Annotated in this window: 12 protein-coding genes and 1 pseudogene; 5 read left to right on the top strand and 8 right to left on the bottom strand. The window is 66.6% G+C overall.

Translation table 11 applies throughout. The features are described from left to right. Positions 1-22: 22 nt before the first annotated feature. Positions 23-1,816: a lipid A export permease/ATP-binding protein MsbA gene (gene msbA, locus G3N58_RS04925; RefSeq protein WP_205989182.1), complete on the bottom strand. Its 1,794-nt coding sequence runs from the start codon at positions 1,814-1,816 to the stop codon at positions 23-25. Between the two features lie 386 nt (positions 1,817-2,202). On the opposite strand from msbA, the gene G3N58_RS04930 reads away from it, so the two are divergent. Continuing rightward, positions 2,203-2,964 carry a glycosyltransferase family 2 protein gene (locus G3N58_RS04930; RefSeq protein WP_205989181.1) on the top strand — a complete coding sequence of 254 codons (762 nt, stop codon included), beginning with the start codon at positions 2,203-2,205 and terminating at the stop codon, positions 2,962-2,964. Between the two features lie 264 nt (positions 2,965-3,228). On the opposite strand, the gene dnaE is transcribed toward G3N58_RS04930, so the two are convergent. Continuing rightward, a complete protein-coding gene (gene dnaE, locus G3N58_RS04935) occupies positions 3,229-6,813 on the bottom strand; it encodes a DNA polymerase III subunit alpha (RefSeq protein WP_205998628.1) in 3,585 nt (1,194 codons plus the stop codon). Positions 6,814-7,203: 390 nt separating this feature from the next. Here dnaE and G3N58_RS04940 point away from each other — a divergent pair, with 390 nt between their 5' ends. Together G3N58_RS04940 and gluQRS are read left to right on the top strand one after the other, a co-directional pair. Continuing rightward, positions 7,204-8,058: a sulfurtransferase gene (locus G3N58_RS04940; RefSeq protein WP_167047963.1), complete on the top strand. Its 855-nt coding sequence runs from the start codon at positions 7,204-7,206 to the stop codon at positions 8,056-8,058. A 231-nt stretch (positions 8,059-8,289) separates the two neighbouring features. After that, on the top strand, positions 8,290-9,186 hold the full coding sequence (gene gluQRS / locus G3N58_RS04945) for a tRNA glutamyl-Q(34) synthetase GluQRS (protein ID WP_205998629.1): 897 nt from the start codon (positions 8,290-8,292) through the stop codon (positions 9,184-9,186). A 147-nt stretch (positions 9,187-9,333) separates the two neighbouring features. Here the strand turns inward: gluQRS and G3N58_RS04950 are convergent, their stop codons facing one another. The 6 genes from G3N58_RS04950 to purT form a co-directional block, all read right to left on the bottom strand. Beyond that, positions 9,334-10,800: a DEAD/DEAH box helicase gene (locus G3N58_RS04950; RefSeq protein ID WP_167047971.1), complete on the bottom strand. Its 1,467-nt coding sequence runs from the start codon at positions 10,798-10,800 to the stop codon at positions 9,334-9,336. Positions 10,801-11,261: 461 nt separating this feature from the next. Beyond that, positions 11,262-12,698: an aldehyde dehydrogenase family protein gene (locus G3N58_RS04955; protein ID WP_205989177.1), complete on the bottom strand. Its 1,437-nt coding sequence runs from the start codon at positions 12,696-12,698 to the stop codon at positions 11,262-11,264. A gap of 71 nt (positions 12,699-12,769) precedes the next feature. Then, positions 12,770-14,422, bottom strand: a complete 1,653-nt coding sequence (locus tag G3N58_RS04960; RefSeq protein ID WP_205998630.1) for an acetolactate synthase large subunit — start codon at positions 14,420-14,422, stop codon at positions 12,770-12,772. Positions 14,423-14,863: 441 nt separating this feature from the next. Next, positions 14,864-15,241, bottom strand: a complete 378-nt coding sequence (locus G3N58_RS04965; RefSeq protein ID WP_205998631.1) for an MliC family protein — start codon at positions 15,239-15,241, stop codon at positions 14,864-14,866. Between the two features lie 135 nt (positions 15,242-15,376). Further along, complete coding sequence (locus tag G3N58_RS04970; RefSeq protein ID WP_167047983.1) at positions 15,377-15,589, bottom strand: DUF6726 family protein; 213 nt, start codon at positions 15,587-15,589, stop codon at positions 15,377-15,379. Between the two features lie 212 nt (positions 15,590-15,801). Next, positions 15,802-17,016, bottom strand: a complete 1,215-nt coding sequence (purT, locus tag G3N58_RS04975) for a formate-dependent phosphoribosylglycinamide formyltransferase (protein WP_205998632.1) — start codon at positions 17,014-17,016, stop codon at positions 15,802-15,804. Between the two features lie 241 nt (positions 17,017-17,257). Here purT and G3N58_RS04980 point away from each other — a divergent pair, with 241 nt between their 5' ends. Together G3N58_RS04980 and G3N58_RS04985 are read left to right on the top strand one after the other, a co-directional pair. Further along, the gene (locus G3N58_RS04980; protein ID WP_205989173.1) at positions 17,258-17,797 is read left to right on the top strand and encodes an META domain-containing protein; all 540 of its coding nucleotides are present in this window, start codon (positions 17,258-17,260) and stop codon (positions 17,795-17,797) included. Positions 17,798-18,233: 436 nt separating this feature from the next. Further along, positions 18,234-18,776, top strand: a pseudogene (locus G3N58_RS04985) (DNA translocase FtsK 4TM domain-containing protein); the annotation flags it as partial.

Below are 18,776 nucleotides of genomic sequence, written 5' to 3' on the forward strand. Positions count from 1 at the left end.
CGCGCCGCTCAAACACCCTGGATCAGGCCGCGCTCTGCTGGAACTGGATGCGATGCAGATGCGCGTACAGCCCGTCCTGCGCCAGCAGTTCGCGGTGGCTGCCGCGCTCGACGATCCGCCCCGCTTCCATCACGAGGATGCGGTCGGCGCGCTCGATCGTCGAAAGACGGTGCGCGATCACGAGCGTCGTGCGGCCCTTCATCAGCGTTTCGAGCGCCGCCTGCACGTGGCGTTCGGATTCGGAATCGAGCGCCGAGGTCGCCTCGTCGAGAATCAGGATCGGCGCGTCCTTGTAGATCGCGCGCGCAATCGCAAGACGCTGGCGCTGGCCGCCCGAGAGCATCATGCCGTTGTCGCCGACCAGCGTTTCGATACCTTGCGGCATCGACTGCACGGTGTCCCACAGGTTGGCCGCGCGCAGCGCCGCCTTGACCTTGTCGGCGTCGACCTCCTGACCGTAGGCGACGTTGTGCGCGATCGTGTCGTTGAACAGCACGACGTCCTGGCTCACCATCGCGATCTGGCTGCGCAGCGCGTGCAGATCGTAGTCGGGCAGCGCGACGCCATCGACCAGAATCGCGCCGCCGGTCGGATCGAAAAAGCGCGGCAGCAGGTTCACGAGCGTGGTCTTGCCGCTGCCCGACGGCCCCGCGAGCGCGACCATCTCGCCCGGCGCGACTTTGAACGAGACCTGGTCGAGCGTGTGGCGGCTATGCGTGGCGTTCGCGCCGTACGAGAACGACACGTCGCGGAATTCGACCTCGCCGCGCGCGCGCTCGAGCGGCTGGCCGCCGCCATCCGGCTCGGCCGGCTCGTCGATCAGGCCGAAGATCAGCTCGGCTGCGGTCATGCCGCGCTGCAACGGCTGGTTCACGTCCATCAGATGCTTGAGCGGCGAGATGATCAGCAGCATCGACGTGACGAACGCGACGAAGCCGCCGACCGTGGTCTGATCCGACGACGACTGCACCACCGCGATCGTAATCACGACCGCGAGCGCGATCGAGGCGAGGAACTGCGTCAACGGCTGCGCGAGGCCGCCCGAGGCGGTCATGCGCATGGCGTAGCCGCGCAGGCGCTTGCTCATCGCCGTGAAGCGGTCTGTCTCGTATTGCTCGCCGTTATGCACCTTGACGACCTTGTAGCCGCCCACGGTCTCCTCGACGATATACGACAGCTCGTTGGTGAGCAGCTGATGCTCGCGGTTCAGACGCCGCAGCCGGCGATTGATCTTGCCGACCAGCCAGCCGATGCCCGGCAGCAGCACCGCGACGATCAGCGTCAGGCGCCAGTTCAGATAGAACAGATAGCCGAGCAGGAAGATCACGGTCAGCGAATCGCGCACGAGCGTGACCATCACACTCAGCAGCACGTTGAGAATCTGGTTGACCTCGAAGACGATCGCGTTGATGACGGTGCTCGCGGTTTCGCGCTGGAAGAAAGCGACGCTCGTATGGATCATGCGGTCGAACATCTTCAGGCGCAGTTCGAGCAGGATCTTGTTCGACACGTAGGCGAGCAGATAGCCCGATGCATATTGCGAGACGCCGCGGATCAGCGCAAGGCCGATCACGGCGACCGGCACGAGCCACTTGGTCTTGTCGATCGCATGGGAGCCGAAGCCTTTGTCGAGCAGCGGCTTGAGCAGCGCCGGAATGGCGGCGTCGGTGCCGGCGCTCACCGCCATCGCGACAATCGCGCCAACCACGACCCACAGCAGCGGCTTGATGAACGGCCACAGGCGGCGCATGACGACGGCCGGCGACGACGCATCGCCTGAACCCATGGGTTTGCTTAACGTTGGCTTCGCGCTCAAGGAATCCTCTGGAAATGCGGAACAGCGAACACGCGGCACAGGGCGTTGCCGCCGCGCGAAATATTAAAAGAGAGCATTGTAATCGCTCGCAGATGATGGCCGGTGCACCGCGCGCGACCGGATGCACGCAAGGGTTGACGGGCCGGTGCGCTGGTGTGGGGCCGGATGGGCTGTGTATACTCCTCGCTGCTCGTTGCTCCTCGTTGCCCGTCGGCGGGCTCGCGGATTCGCCCGAGGCTGTGTATCGTGCGCTGCCTCTCCGGCTCGGGTTCGGGCTCGCTCGATCCGGCAAGCACGGCCGTGCGCCGATACGGGTATGGATACGCGAACGCAACCGGCCCGCATGCGCAGCCCGCTCCGTCATGTCGTCCCTCACGAACTCAGGTATGCAAGAAACCACCCTCGGCGTCGCCATCATCACCCGGAACGCGGCGGCGCGGCTGGCCGAATGCCTGCGGGCGCTGGCCTTTGCCGACCAGATCGTCGTGATCGACGGCGGCAGCACCGACGGCACGGCCGGGATCGCCCGCGCGCACGGCGCCCGCGTAATCGAACAGACGGACTGGCCCGGCTTCGGCCCGCAGAAAAACCGCGCGGTGGATGCGCTCGCGACAGACTGGGTCCTGTCGATCGATGCCGACGAAATCGTCACGCCGGAGCTGGCCGCGTCGATTCGCGCGGCGCTCGCGGCACCCACGGCCGACGTCTATGCAGTGGACCGCCTGTCGAGCTTCTGCGGCCACTGGGTTCACCACAGCGGCTGGTATCCGGACTGGATTCCGCGCCTCTTCAAACGCGGCCGCGCGCGCTTCTCCGACGACCTCGTCCACGAGCGCCTCGTGTTCGACACGCCCGCGCAACGCCTCACCGGCAAGCTCATGCACTACTCGTACGAGGACTACGAGAGCGTGCTGCGCAAGCTCGACGCCTATTCGACGGCCGGTGCGCGACAGCGTTATGCAGCGGGACAGCGCGGCAGCTTCGGCAAGGCGCTCGGACGCGGCTTGTGGGCGTTCGTGCGGACCTACCTGCTGCGGCGCGGTTTTCTGGACGGCCGCGCGGGCTTCATGATCGCCCTGTTCAATGCCGAAACGGTGTACTACCGGTTTCTGAAGCTCGCGCACCTGGAGAAAACGGGCGGACGCTAGGCGGCGATAAAAAAGGCGGCCGTTGGATGACGGACCGCCTTTGGCCTTTGTGCCGATTCTGCGCGACGATGGCGGCTGCTTTTGTTTTTTGCATTTGCTTGCCGCTGCGTTTCGCTATCTGCCGCCGCCGGTACTCAGCGCAATACAACCGAGACTCGTCGCAGACAGATTCGCATCGCGAAGACCCGCCCGCCGTAGCCTGAGACCATCCAGCGTGGTCTTGCCCGCCCGGATAAACCGTACGCGCAAAACCACCACCATCGATCAATAAACGATCTCGATCGAGCTGCCCTCGAACTCGCCACGCAATGCGGCGAGCAGTTCGTCGGTCGGCTTCACGCGCCATGCGTCGCCGAGGCGCATTTCGCCTTGCGCATTCTCGCTGCGATAGACGACCTGCACCGCGAGTCCGTTCGGAATCTGCACCGGCTGCCGGCCGTTGTCGCCGCCGAAGCCGCCTCGTCCACCGTTGCGTCCACCGCCGTTGCCGCCGCCGTTGCCACGTGCGGCAGCCGCCGGCGCAGCGGCCGCGGCCGGCTCGTCCTTGCCCGCGCAGTGCGCTTCGAGCACCCGCCGCAACGCCAGCGCATCGGCGTTGCCGTTCATCTGCACCTTGACCGAATCCGCGTAACGGCAACGCGCGCGGCCGAGATCCATAACCGTGTCGACGGTAAAGCGGATGCCGCCCGTGAACGCGTCGTTGCGCGCCATGCCCTGCACGACGAGCAGTTCGTCTTCCTTGAAAAGCTGCTTGTGTTCTTCGAAGACTTCGTTGAACACCGTCACTTCGCACTGGCCGGTGCCGTCGTCGAGCAACGCGATCAGCATCTTGCCGCGCTGGGTCATCTGCGTGCGCAGCGACACGATCACGCCGGCAACGAGCTTGTCGCGCCCTTCCTTCAGCTCGCCGATCTTCTGGCGCACGAAGCGGCGCACTTCGTCCTTATATGCGTCGAACAGGTGGCCCGACAGGTAGAAGCCGAGCGCGGCCTTTTCTTCCTGGAGCTTTTTCTTTTCCGGCCACTCGGCTTCGTCGACAAGTTCATGGCCTTGCGACGGCGCGTCGCCCATGTCGAACAGGCCCGCTTGCAGCGCATTGGCGCTCGCCTGCTCGGCCGCTTCCATCGCGAGCGACACCGACGCGATAAGCTGCGCGCGATTCGCGTGCAGGGCATCGAACGCGCCGGCGCGAATCAGCGCCTCGACCGTGCGGCGATTGACGATGCGGCGATCGACGCGATTGCAGAAATCGAAGATGTCGATAAACGGGCTTTCCTCGCGCGCGCGCAGAATTTCTTCGATCGCGTTCTGGCCGCTGCCCTTGATCGCGCCGAGACCGTAGCGGATCGTGCGCGAGCGCTTGCCGTCCGCCTCGGCAACCGGCTCGAAGCGATACGCCGACAGATTCACGTCCGGCGGCAGCACGGCCATCCTGTTCGTGAGGCAGTCTTCGAACAGGATCTTGACCTTGTCCGTGTCGTCCATCGCGAGCGACATATTGGCCGCCATGAATTCGGCCGGATGGTGCGCCTTGAGCCACGCGGTGTGATACGCGAGCAGCGCGTAGGCGGCCGCGTGCGACTTGTTGAAGCCGTAGCCCGCGAACTTCTCCATCAGGTCGAAGGTCTCGTCCGCCTTCTCGCGCGTGAGGCCGTTCTTCGCCGCGCCTTCCGCGAAAATCTCGCGGTGCTTGGCCATTTCCTCGGGCTTCTTCTTGCCCATCGCGCGGCGCAGCAGGTCGGCGCCGCCGAGCGAGTAACCGCCGATGATCTGCGCCATCTGCATCACCTGCTCCTGGTAGACCATGATGCCGTAGGTCTCTTTCAGAACAGGTTCGACGCGCGGGTCGGGATACTCCACCACCTCGCGGCCGTGCTTGCGCGCGCAGAAGCTCGGGATCAGGTCCATCGGGCCCGGACGGTACAACGCCACGAGCGCGATGATGTCCTCGAAGCGATCGGGCTGCGCGTCCTTCAGCATGCCCTGCATGCCGCGGCTTTCCAGCTGGAACACGGCGACCGTATTCGCTTTCTTCAGGATCGAGAACGACGCGGGATCGTCGAGCGGCACCTGGGCCAACGACCAGCCCTGCTTCGACGGATCGAGCCGGCGGATATAGCGCTCGGCCCAGTCGAGAATGGTCAGCGTGGTGAGGCCCAGAAAGTCGAACTTCACGAGGCCGACCGCTTCGACGTCGTCCTTGTCGTACTGGCTCACGACGCCGCTTTCGTCGCCCTGCGTGTAGAGCGGGCAGAAATCGGTCAGCTTGCCCGGTGCGATCAGCACACCACCCGCGTGCATGCCGACGTTACGCGTCAGGCCTTCCACGCGCTGCGCGAGTTCGAGCAGCTGATGCACTTCGTCTTCGTTGTCGAAACGCTCCTGCAGCAGCGGCTCTTCCTTCATCGCGTCGGCAATCGTGACGTGCTTGCCCGGCTTGAACGGAATCAGCTTCGCGACGCCGTCGGTGAACATATAGCCGAGATCGAGCACGCGGCCGATGTCGCGCACCGCCGCCTTCGCCGCCATCGTGCCGAAGGTGGCGATCTGCGACACCGCGTTCGCGCCGTATTTCTCCTTCACGTACTGGATCACGCGATCGCGGCCGTGCTGGCAGAAGTCGATATCGAAGTCGGGCATCGACACCCGCTCCGGATTCAGGAAACGCTCGAACAGCAGGTTGTAGCGCAGCGGATCGAGGTCGGTCACGCCGAGCGCGTAAGCGACCAGCGAGCCCGCGCCCGAGCCCCGGCCCGGGCCCACCGGCACGCCGTTGTTCTTCGCCCAGTTGATGAAGTCCGCGACGATCAGGAAGTAGCCCGGAAAGCCCATCTTGATGATCGTGCCGCACTCGAATTCGAGGCGCTGGTAGTACGTGGCACGCTGCGCGTCGCGCTCGGCCTCGTCCGGATAAAGCTGTTCGAGGCGCTTTTCGAGGCCCTCTTTCGAGAGCTGCACGAGGTAGTCGTCGAGCGACATGCCGTCGGGCGTCGGAAAGAGCGGCAGCTTCGGCTTGCCGAGTTCGAGCGTGAGATTGCAGCGCTTTGCGATCTGCACCGTGTTGGCGAGCGCCGAGGGAATGTCCGCGAACAGCGCGGCCATGTCTTCTTGCGTGCGGAAATACTGCTCGTCGGTAAACCGCTTCTGGCGGCGCGGATTCGCGAGAATATCTCCTTCCGAGATACACACGCGCGCTTCGTGCGCGGTGAAGTCGTCCGGCGTCATGAACTGCATCGGGTGCGTGGCGACCACCGGGAGTTTCAGCGACGCCGCAATCGCGACCGCCTGCTGCACGTACTGCTCGCCGCCCGGCTGGCCGCAGCGCTGCAACTCGATATAGAAACCGTCGGGGAACACCTTCGCCCAATGCTGCGCGTTGCGTTTCGCCGCTTCCACGTTGCCGGCCGCGAGCGCGAGACCGATGTCGCCCTGCTGCGCGCCCGACAGCGCGAGCAGCCCTTCGCCGAGCCCGGATTCGAGCCAGCCGGCTTCGATTTCCGCGCGACCGCGGTACTGGTTCGTGAGCGACGCCTTGCTGAGCAGTTCGCAGAGGTTCAGGTAACCGCCGCGGTCCTTGACCAGCAGCAGCAGACGCGAAGGCTTGTCGCGGTCGTCCGGATTGGCGATCCAGACGTCGCAGCCGGCAATGGGTTTGACCCCCTTGCCACGCGCTTCCTGGTAGAAACGGACGAGGCCGAACGCGTTGCCGAGGTCGGTGAGCGCGAGCGCGCCCTGACCGTCTTTGGCCGCCGCCGCGACGATGTCGTCGAGACGCACGATGCCGTCGGCAATCGAGAATTCGGAGTGAACGCGGAGATGAACGAAGCGGGGATCTGACATGGGCGACATTGTAACTCCACCATTCCGCAGATTTCAGCCCAAAGCGGCGCGTTAGCCATTCGGCCAAGGCATGGCCGGCAGCATGGGCGCGCGGGCGCGGCGCCGTGGCGCTTCGGGCCGCCCAACGACCACGCTCGTGACGATACGCGCGGGATTTTGCAGTGCCGCTCGCCATAACGCGCGGCGTTTGCGCCAAAGCAAACACCTGGCCATTCGGCCAGGTCGGGGAAACCGCCGGCTTGAGGGATAATAGCGGTTTCGCCTCATTCGACGTGGCTGCCAGCGCGCGAGAACACGGGCCCGATCCGGCACGCCGCCGGCCCGACAACGCCCGCGGCGCAACCCACCGCCAGCCGCTCCGCCCTTTGCCACGCCGGCCATTTTTACCGCTGAACACACATGAGTATCGTCAATCTCGCCGCGTATCAATTCGCGACCATCGAAGACACCGCCGCCTGGCGCCCGCTCGTCACCGAACGCTGCAATGCGCTCGGCCTGCGCGGCACCATCCTGCTCGCGCCGGAAGGCATCAACCTGTTCGTCGCGGGCACGCGCGAGCACACCGACGCGTTCATCGACTACCTCCGCCACGACGCCCTCTTCGAAGGCAAGTTCGCGAATCTGCAATTCAAGGAAAGCCTGTCGGACAAGCAGCCGTTCACGCGCATGCTCGTCAAGCTCAAGCGCGAAATCATCACGATGAAAAAGCCGGCAATCCGCCCGGAGCTCGGCCGCGCGCCGTTTGTCGACGCGCCCACGCTGAAAAGCTGGCTCGATCGCGGTCACGACGACGCAGGCCGTCCGGTCGTGATGCTCGATACGCGCAATGCGTTCGAAGTCGACGTCGGCACGTTCGACAACGCGCTCGACTATCGCATCGCGAAATTCAGCGAATTCCCCGAGGTGATCGAAAAAAATCGCGCCGACCTCGAAGGCAAGACGGTCGTGTCGTTCTGCACGGGCGGCATCCGCTGCGAGAAAGCGGCGATCCATATGAAGGACGTCGGCATCGAGAACGTGTACCAGCTCGAAGGCGGCATCCTGAAGTACTTCGAGGAAGTCGGCGGCGCGCATTATCACGGCGACTGCTTCGTGTTCGACTATCGCACCGCGCTCAATCCGCAACTGGAACCGACCGCGACCGCGCAGTGCTTCGGCTGCCGCGCGGTGGTCACGCCCGAACAGCAGCAATCGCCGCTGTACGTGGCGGGCAAGACGTGCCCGGCGTGCCATCCGGACGGCACGGCCGCGTAATCGATGCGGATCGCGGATGTCAATGGCAAACGCAAATGGCAAAGCGCGCATGGCAGACGCAAGTCGCCGCAAACGGCGTGCGCCGTCGGGCATGGGCCTGGCCACTGCCCGCGCGTGCGCCGCGGCATGTGCCGACCGGTCACGCTGTGTCCCAACGTGCCCTGACGTCCCCGCCAGCGGCCGCGCCCGGGCGCTGACGCCGTCATCCGCCAACCCCTTGCCCCGCTCATCATGACCTATCGCGGACGCTTCGCGCCGTCGCCGACCGGCCCGCTGCACTTCGGCTCGCTGGTCGGCGCGCTCGCCAGCTGGCTCGATGCGCGCGCGCATCGCGGCGCGTGGCTCGTGCGCATCGAGGACATCGACGGCCCGCGCACCGTGCCCGGCGCCGCCGAGGACATCCTCGCGACGCTCGAACGCTTCGGCATGCGCGCCGACGAAACGCCGATCTGGCAAAGCCGGCGCATGGCGCGCTATCAGCAGGCGCTCGACCTGTTGAAGTCCAGCGGCCTAGTCTATCCGTGCGGCTGCACGCGCAAGGAAATCGCCGATTCGCTGCTCAACGCGCACGCGCGCAACACGACGCTCGCCTATCCGGGCACCTGCCGCACGGGGCTGCACGGCAAGCCGGCGCGCGCATGGCGTCTGCGCGTGCCCGACGGCAAGGCCGCCGTGATCGAATTCGACGACCGCTGGCAAGGCCGGCAGACGCAGAATCTCGCGACCGAAGCCGGCGATTTCGTGCTGCGTCGCGCCGACGACCAGTGGGCCTATCAACTCGCGGTGGTAGTGGACGATGCGGACGCGGGCATCACGCACGTCGTGCGCGGCGCGGACCTGCTGGATTCGACGGCGCGGCAGATCTATCTGCAACGCTGTCTCGGTGTGGCGACGCCCGGGTATCTGCATGTGCCGGTCGTCGCGAACGAACACGGCGAGAAACTGAGCAAGCAGAACGGCGCGACCGCGCTCGACAGCGCCAACCCGCTCGAAGCGCTAGGCGCGGCGGCGCGGCATCTGGAACTCGACCTCGGCGGCGAACCGCCCACGACGCTCGAGCAGTTCTATCGTGCCGCGACGGCGGCATGGGTCAAACGGATGAAGGTGGGGGTGAGGGCATCGGCCTGAGGCACGCGTAACATGCGTCGCACGCGGGAGCACGGGATTCGAAGCACAGCCGCTGCAAACGCTTGCAACATGCTGCCGGTCACTCACGGGATTCGCGAGATTCGCGCAACGGCAAGCCCCGGTACGGCAGCGCAAGCGCAACTCGCCTTACGACGACGAAGGCGTCTTCCGCGGCATCCCGAAGCCGCCGAGCAGCGCCGCCAGTTGCCGCTTCGGCGCCTGCTTCTGCGGCGCCGCATCGGACGCCGCGCTCTCTTCGACCTTGCGCACCGAAGCCGGCGACGGCTCATACGGCTTCAGGAAAAAATCGTCGACCGGTTGCGCGCGATGATGATGCGGCCGGTCGTACGAACCCGACGCACCACCCGTGCGGCGGCGGCTGCGCTCGTCGCGTGCCTCGCTGCGATCGCGGCGCGGCGGGCGGTCTTCGTGATGATGGCGCACCGGCGCATCGACGGTCAGGCGCTGCAATTCGAGCGGACGCTTGATGAGCTTCTCGATGTCGGCCAGCTGCTTGCGCTCGTTCGGGCTGCACAGCGAAAGCGCGTCGCCCGACGCGCCCGCGCGGCCCGTGCGGCCGATCCGGTGCACGTAGTCTTCGGCATTGAACGGCAGGTCGAAGTTGATGACGGCCGGCAACTCGGCGATGTCGAGACCGCGCGCCGCGACGTCGGTCGCGACGAGGGCCGCGACTTCGCCGCGCTTGAACGCATCGAGCGCCTGCATGCGTTCGCTCTGCGAGCGGTCGCCGTGAATCGCGGTCGCCACCACGCCGTCGCGTTCGAGCGAGCGCGCGAGCCGGCTCGCGCCGATCTTGCTGTTGCAGAACACGATCACCTGCTTGAGGCTGCGCTCGCGGATCAGCTGCACGACCGCGCCGGTCTTGTCGCCCTCGGCGACCTCGTAGACGATCTGCGTGACGTTGGTGGCGGTCGAGTTGCTGCGCGCGACTTCGATGGTCTGGGGGTTGCGCAGGTAGGTCGCGGCCAGCTTCTTGATTTCGCCCGAGAACGTGGCCGAGAACAGCAGCGTCTGACGCTCCTTCGGCAGCAGGTTCAGGATGCGCTGCAGGTCAGGCAGGAAGCCCATGTCGAGCATGCGGTCGGCTTCGTCGAGCACGAGCATCTGCACCTGGCCCAGGTTGGCGGTTTTCTGCTGCACGTGATCGAGCAGGCGGCCCGGCGTCGCGATGAGGATTTCGACGCCGCGGCGCAGTTGCTCGGACTGCGGGTTCATGTCGACGCCGCCGAACACGACCGCGCTGCGCAGCGCCGTGTGCTTCGCGTACGCGTGCACGTTCGCGGCGACCTGGTCGGCGAGTTCGCGCGTCGGCGTGAGGATCAGCGCGCGCACCGGATGGCGCGCCGGCGAAGCGCTGGTATTGGCCTGCGGCAGCAGGCGCTGGATGATCGGCAGCGAGAAGCTGGCGGTCTTGCCGGTGCCGGTTTGCGCCGCGCCCATCACGTCGCGGCCCGCCATCACCACGGGAATCGCCTGCGCCTGGATCGGCGTGGGCGTGGTGTAGCCCGATTCCTTGATGGCTTTCAGGATGTCGGGCGCGAGGCCGAATTGATCAAAAGTCTCGGTGCTGGGCGTGACGGCTGTGTCGGACATGGTGGCTTTCGCTAAAAATGCGCCTGGCGCAATGCGCGCGGCAGCGGTCGCAACCGCGGCGGGCATCAGGATGAAGGCGGAGCCACGGCATTCCGCACGGGACCCGTCAGAGTTCGGACAATGCGGCCGGCTCCGGCCGGCGGGAACCCCCGCCGAAAGGCCGGTATTGTAGCACTTCAGCAAAAACACTCATGGCGCGAACGGCGGATTTCTGCTCAGGCGGCGGGAGCCTGCGCTCCTTGCAGGCACCGCGCGCGCCCATCGCGCCTGCCGTTTCGCGAGCGTCGCGCGGCGGAAATCGCTGCGCCGGAAACCACCGAAAACGGCCGAAAACGATACACACTGCAAAATCGCCCGTGCCCGCCGCGCTCGCAGCGTAACGCGCGCGGGCGACAGTTGCATGACAGCGCAACCGCCCCCGCGCCCCCGCGCCCATCGTCCTCGCGCCGGCTGCGTTCGGCTCACCACGTCTCGCGCATCACCATCAGGCGCAGCTCGGTCATGTCCTCGATCGCGTAGCGCACGCCCTCGCGCCCGAGCCCCGAATCCTTGACGCCGCCATACGGCATATTGTCGACGCGGAACGACGGCACGTCGTTGATGACCACGCCGCCCACTTCGAGCGCATCCCACGCGCGATGCGCATGCGCGAGCGAATCGGTAAATAGGCCGGCCTGCAGGCCAAAGTCGCTGTCGTTGACCTGCGCGAGCGCCGCTTCGAAGTCGTCGAAACGCTCGAGGATCGCGACCGGCCCGAACGCTTCCTTGCGATACAGATCGGTGTCGCGCCGCACGCCTTCGAGCAGCGTCGCCTCGAACATCGCGCCGTCGACCTTGCCGCCCGCGACGATCTGCGCACCCGCCTGCACGGCGCCCTCCATCCAGCCGGCGAGCCGCTTCGCTTCCGACTCGGAGATCATCGGCCCGACGAAGGTCTTCTCGTTCTTCGGGTCGCCCATCACGAGCGACTTCGTCTTCGCGATCAGCTTCTCGCGCAGCGCGTCGTAGACGCTCGCATGCGCGAGAATCCGCTGCACGCCGATGCAGCTCTGCCCCGACTGGTAGAACGCGCCGAACGCGAGCCGCTCGACTACGTAGTCGAGCTTGCCGCCCTGATCGCCGTCGACGATCGCGGCCGCGTTGCCGCCCAGTTCCAGAATCACCTTCTTCTTGCCGGCCTTGCGCTTCAGTTCCCAGCCGACCGCCGGCGACCCTGTGAACGACAGCAGCTTGAAGCGCTCGTCGGTCGTGAACAGGTCGGCGCCGTCGCGATGCGCGGGCAGGATCGAGAACGCGCCTTTCGGCAGATCGGTTTCCGCGAGAATCTCGCCCATGATCAGCGCGCCGACCGGTGTGCGGCTCGCCGGCTTCAGCACGAACGGCACGCCCGCCGCGATCGCCGGCGCGACCTTGTGCGCGGTCAGGTTCAACGGGAAATTGAACGGCGAGATGAACGAGCACGGCCCGATCGGCACGCGCTTCACATAGCCGTGATAGCCCTTCGCGCGCGGCGAAATCTGCAGATTGACGATCTCGCCGTCGATCCGCACGCTTTCCTCGGCGGCCACCTTGAACGTATCGATCAGGCGCGTCACCTCGCCGCGCGAATCGTTGATCGGCTTGCCCGCCTCGATGCACAGCGCGAGCGCGAGTTCGTCGTAGCGCTCGCGAAAGCGCGTCACGCAGTGTTCGAGCACCGCCTGGCGCTTGAACGGCGGGTAGGCGCGCATGGCCGGCATCGCCTCGACCGCGAGGCCGATCGCCTTGTCGATCGCGGCCGCGTCGGCCATCGCCACGCGCGTGGCGACTTCGCCGCTGAATTTGTCGGTGACGTCGAGATCGGTGTTGGCGGCCACCGGCTCGTTGGCGAGGTAGTACGGGTAGGTCTTCTGCAACATGTCGGGTTCTCCTGGAGTCGATACACAGTGCCGGCACGCGGCGTCGATGCGCGGCCTGGCTGCACCGCGGCTTACAGCCGCGCGGACAACCGCTTGATCTCGCGATTGAGCACGCGCTCGTTGTCCGAGTAGTCGATCGGCACGTCGATCACGTGCACGCCCGGCGTCGCGAAGCACTCGCGCAGGAGCGGCGCGAACTGCTCGGCCGCCTCGATGCGATGCCCCTGCGCGCCATAGCTCTGCGCATAGGCGACGAAATCGGGATTCGCCAGCGTCATGCCGTAGTCGGGGAAGTTCATGTTCTCCTGCTTCCAGCGGATCATGCCGAACGCGTCGTCGCGCAGAATCAGGATCACGAGATCGAGCTTCAGGCGCACCGCCGTTTCGAGCTCCTGCGAGTTCATCATGAAGCCGCCGTCGCCGCACACGGCGATCACCTTGCGGTCCGGATGCACGATCTTGCTCGCGATCGCCGACGGCAGCCCCGCGCCCATCGAGGCCAGCGCGTTGTCGAGCAGCAGCGAATTCGGCTCGTGCGCGCGGTAGTAGCGCGCGAACCAGATCTTGTACATGCCGTTGTCGAGACAGACGATGCCGTCCACCGGCGTGGTCTCGTAGACGTCGTTGACGATCCGCACCGGGTACATCGGAAAGCGGTCGTCGTGCTGGCCCTTCACGAGATGCGCCTCGAAGTGCTCCTTGATCTCCTTGAAGCGCGTGAAGTCCCAATGCTCCTGGCGCTGCTTCAGGCGCTCTTTCAACTGCCACACCGCGTTGGCGATATCGCCGACCACTTCGATCTGCGGAAAATACACCGGATCGACTTCGGCGCCGAGGAAGTTCACGTGGATCACGGTCTTCTCGCCCGCCTCGCCGCTGCGCATGAAGAACGGCGGCTTCTCGATCACGTCGTGGCCGACGTTGATGATGCAGTCCGCGTGCTCGATCGCGCGGTGCACGAAGTCGCCGTCGGAGAGCGTCGCGTTGCCGAGCCACATCGGATGCGATTCGTCGATCACGCCCTTGCCCATCTGCGTCGTGAAGAACGGAATGCCGATCTGGTCGACGAATTCGCGCAGCATCTTGGTCGTGGTCTTGCGGTTGCCGCCCGCGCCGATCATCAGCAGCGGATGCTGCGCGGCCATGATCGCCTCGACCGCGCGCGCGACCGCCTTTTCCTCGGCAACCGGACGGCGGCTGTAGCTCTTCGGAATCGGCTTGCCGTCGCCCTCTTCATGCGCGACGTCCTCGGGCAGTTCGAGGTGCGTGGCGCCGGGACGCTCCTCCTCGGCGCGGCGCACGGCCTCGCGCACCATCGCCGGAATATTGCCGATCGACACGATCTGCCGCGTGTACTTGGTGAGCGGCTCCATCATGCGCACCACGTCGACGATCTGGAAGTGCCCCTGCTTGCTCGACTTGATCGGCTTCTGGCCCGTGACCATCAGCATCGGCATGCCGCCGAGCTGCGCGTAGGCGGCGGCAGTCACGAAGTTGGTCGCGCCGGGGCCGAGCGTCGACAGGCACACGCCCGTGCGGCCCGTGAGGCGCCCGTAGGTGGCGGCCATGAAACCGGCCGCCTGCTCGTGGCGCGTGAGGATCAGACGGATTTTCGAGCGCCGCAGCGACTCGAGCAGATCGAGATTTTCTTCACCGGGAATGCCAAACACGTACTCGACACCTTCGGCTTCCAGCGACTTGACGAACAGGTCCGATGCTTTCATTAAGGGTCTCGCTTGATGGAACGGCGACGGGCCGCAGGCCGGGCCCAGCAGTTGGCTCCGCGGTTAGGGGCCGAAGTTCGGGGCCAAAAACGGACGATCGAAGACGATAACGACGGCCGCGTACAACACGCACAACGTGCATGCCGCACAGCGCCTCGCTCGCGGCATGGCGAATGCCACGCCGGACAGCTTACTACTCGAGAGGCAATGACGCGCGCGTGCAGGCAAGGCCGCGCGGCGCGCGCCGCGCGGGACGGCAAGGCGGGACAACAGGGATGAGGGCCGCGAAAGCCCGTAGCGGGAAGACGCCATGGGCGCGCGCGAAGCAATCGGCGAAGCCGTGCGCGCAGGCGCGCAGCGGGCAACGCACGAGACGACCGCGGACGGCCCGGCCCGAGCGGAAACGAGCGCCGCATGCCGTCCACGGTCAGCACACCACGTTCAGCGCACCACGGTCACACAGTCGGACAGCACCGGCGGCGCGTTTTCACCGTTCATTGCGTCATACAGATCGGCACGCGGGCCCTTGGTCCACCACGTATAGCTGCCGGCCTGATATTTCGCGCCGGACCCCGAGAGCGTGTTGACGAAGAGCATCGGCGTGCCCTTCACGGGCAGCACGGCGAAGCTCTGTCCGTTCTGCGCGTTCCAGTAGGTAACCTGCAGAATCTTGCCGGTCGCGCACGTGTATTTGTTCGTCTGATGGTTCTTGCCCTCGATCTGGCCGAACCGCAGCGGCGCGGCCCATGCGCCGCCATGAGGCGCGAGCGCGAGGGCCGTCGATGTCAGCGAGAGAACCGCAACGAGCCATGTCTTCATCGAACACCTCGATTGTTGCCGTGAAGTTGCCGTGGATGTTGCCGCGAACCCGGCACGGCCTCAAGCGGACCACGCCAGGTTCGTGTTTCGGCCCCGCACCGACCGGCGCAGCGCGGCTCGACGGCCGCGGCCTGCTCAGGGATCGATCGCGTCGGCGCAGGCGTCGGTCGGCGCGGCGGCGACGTGCCCGACCAGCGGCACGATCTTCAGCCCCGCCGATGCGACGCGGCACGGCGCGGCCGCGAGACCGCAGCCGCTCATGCCGGCACACAGCGCGAACAGCACGCCGAGCGCACCGAGTCGGCGAGCCCTGCGGCGCCACGGAATACTGCGCGATTCGACTGCCATGTGTTCCTCTGCTTCGGATTTTCCACGTCGACGAGCCCGGGCCATGCGACGAGCCTGCTTGCGTCGATCATTCGGATCGCGCACGGCGAACATGCCGCGCACCGTGTTCGATCGGGCATCCCGGGTGTTTTGCAAACCGCCGCGCCGCGCTTCGAAACCTGGCTTCAAAACCTCACCTCGCAGCAGCCCGCCTCGATGCCCCGCCTACCCCTCTACTTCGCCGACACCGGCCGCACCGCCGCCGCAGCCTGCTTCGCGCGCGAACGCGCCTCGTCGATCGTCTCGCCGGTCGCGAGCGCAACGCCCATGCGGCGCTTGACGAAGCTCTCGGGCTTGCCGAACAGGCGCAGGTCCGCATTGGGCACCGCCAGCGCCGCCGCGACGCCTTCGAACGCGATGCCGGCTTCGTCGCGGCCGCCGTAGATCACCGCCGACGCACCCGGCGCGCGCAGCGACGTATCGACCGGCAGACCGAGAATCGCGCGCGCATGCAGCTCGAACTCCGAGAAGCGCTGCGAGCACAGCGTGACGAGCCCCGTGTCATGCGGACGCGGGCTCACTTCCGAAAACCATACGTCGTCGCCACGCACGAAAAGTTCCACGCCGAACAGGCCGCGGCCGCCGAGCGCCGCCGTCACCTTGTGCGCGATCTCGCGCGAGCGTTCGAGCGCGAGCGCGCTCATCGGCTGCGGCTGCCACGATTCGACATAGTCTCCGGCAACCTGCACGTGGCCGATCGGATCGCAGAAATACGTGCCGACCGCGCCGCTCGCGGGATCGATCGCGCGTACGGTCAGCTGCGTGATCTCGTATTCGAAGTCGATGAAGCCCTCGACGATCACCCGGCCGTGATTCACGCGACCGCCTGCCATCGCGTACTGCCAGGCCGGCTCGACGTCGGCGTCGCTCCTCAGCACCGACTGCCCCTTGCCCGAGGACGACATCACCGGCTTCACGACGCACGGATAACCGACCTTCGCGATGCCCGCGCGCAGTTCGTCGAGCGAGTCGGCGAACGCATACGGCGACGTCGCGAGGCCCAGTTCCTCGGCGGCGAGGCGGCGGATGCCTTCGCGATTCATCGTCAGTTGCGTCGCGCGCGCGGTCGGGATCACCTCGGCGAGCGATTCGGCTTCGATCGCGGCGAGTTCGTCGGTGGCGATCGCCTCGATCTCGGGGACGATCAGATGCGGGCGCTCCTGTTCGACCAGCGCGCGCAGCGCGGCGCGGTCGGTCATGTCGATCACGTGCGCGCGATGCGCGACCTGATGGCCCGGCGCATTCGGGTAACGGTCGACGGCGATCACCTCGACGCCCAGCCGTTGCAGCGCAATGATCACTTCCTTGCCGAGTTCGCCGGCGCCGAGCAGCATGACGCGCGTCGCGGATTCAGAAAGGGGCGTGCCGATCCGTTGGCCGATCTGCATGGGGTCTCCAGAAAAAGTCGGATGAGGGTGGGATTGAACAGGACGCGATGTTAACATGCGGGCCCCTTGCCGCGCGGCGCTCGCGGGGCTGCTGCCGCGCGACGGGAACCGCGGCGCGGGCGTCCGGCGCGGGCGAGGCGCCGCCCTATCGATCCGGCGCCTCGCCGCGCGTCTTTGCTCGCGCACGGCCAGCTTAGTACGTTACCCTTACGCCTTCGCCTGTTTGAAGAGACCGACGCCCATGCTCACCCGCTCCAGCCCGCGACGGCTTGCGCGCTTCACCCCGTGTCTGCGCACGGCCGTTGCCACGTTGAGCATTGCCGCGCTGCTCGGCGCGTGCGCGATGCCGAAGCATCCCGACACGTCGGCGCCGCCGCCCGATCCGTTCAATCCCGCCGCCGCCCAGCTGCTCGACAACACGAGCTGGACGCTCAGCGCGTGGAAGCAGGCGGACGGCACGGCGCGCGCGATTCCGTCGCAGGATCAGGGGCCGCTCACGCTGACGTTGTCGACCGAAGGCGGCAAGCGGCACGCAAGCGGCTTTTCCGGCTGCAACCGCTTCATGGGCCCGTACATGCTGAAGGACGGCAAGCTGAGCTTGGGTCCGCTCGCGGGCACGCGCATGGCATGCGCCTCGCCGGGCGGCGAGATCGAACGGCCGTTCCTCGACGCGCTCGCGCACATCGATCGCACCGGCGTGCAGATGCGCCCGCCGCAACAGATGCAGTTGATCCTCGATGACGGCGCGACGCTCGTGTTCGATCGCAGCGACGGCAAGTGACGGTGACGAGCAAAGCGTGCCTCGTTCGCGTGATGGATCGCCTGATGGATCACGTCACGGTTCGTGTTGCAGTTTGCCTTACGGTGCGCGTTGCGCTTTGCCGCGCGGTTGGTGCCGTCGTTCATGCCGTAGTTGGTACAGCGGTTCGTCTCGCGATCGACGCGATGGAACGCATCGCCGCCGCGCGGATCGAACGGCGTTGCCTGGCCAGGCGCCGGCCACCCCAGGCCGACATGCATGCGGAGCCGCGACGCTCCTTGCGAGGCGCGAAGCTCGCCGCAGCCGCAACAGTATTTTCCCGATCGCGGACCGCTTGCCGGTCCGCGATCCCGTTCGACGCAAGCAGACTTGCGCCGGCCTTCGAAGCCGCGGGCTTCGCCGGTTTAAACTCGACGGGTTGCGCTTGCGCGCGCTCCGTCATACGTAGATGTCTGGTATGCACACGGTAGTTTTCGGCTGGTTCGGCGGGTCGGCCGTCTGGTTTCTTCCTCTTCTGTGGCGCCTCGTGAAGTCGGTACTGCCGGGCGGCGTGGGGCTGCGCGGCCCCGGCACGATCCGCCTGTGGCTCGGCTTCGTTTGCGTGCTGATCGCCAGCTGCACGCTCGAGGCGTCGCTGATCGGCATGGATGGCGTCAACGGTTTCGGCCATGCGTTGGCTGCGGGGCCCGGCCGTCTGCTCGGCCATATCGGCACGCCGCTCGCGGCACTCGCGCTGTTCGTGGTGAGCCTGCCGTGGCTCGTCGATTTCCGCTGGCGCGACGTCGTCGAATGGGCCGACGGCGCGTTCGGCCTCGGCCTGTCGCGCGGACTCGCGAAGCGCGACGAGGAAGCGCGCCGCCACCGCAGCGTCGACGAGGCTGCGCCCTCGCATGCGTCGCCGGCCACCAACACGATGGCGCCGAAAACCACGCGGGGCCGCTACGCGCGACCGACGATCTGGCGGCCGCCCGCGAGCGGCCGCAACGCGGCGGGAACGGCT

This window comes from Paraburkholderia sp. Ac-20342, assembly GCF_017104985.1.
GTDB lineage: Bacteria > Pseudomonadota > Gammaproteobacteria > Burkholderiales > Burkholderiaceae > Paraburkholderia.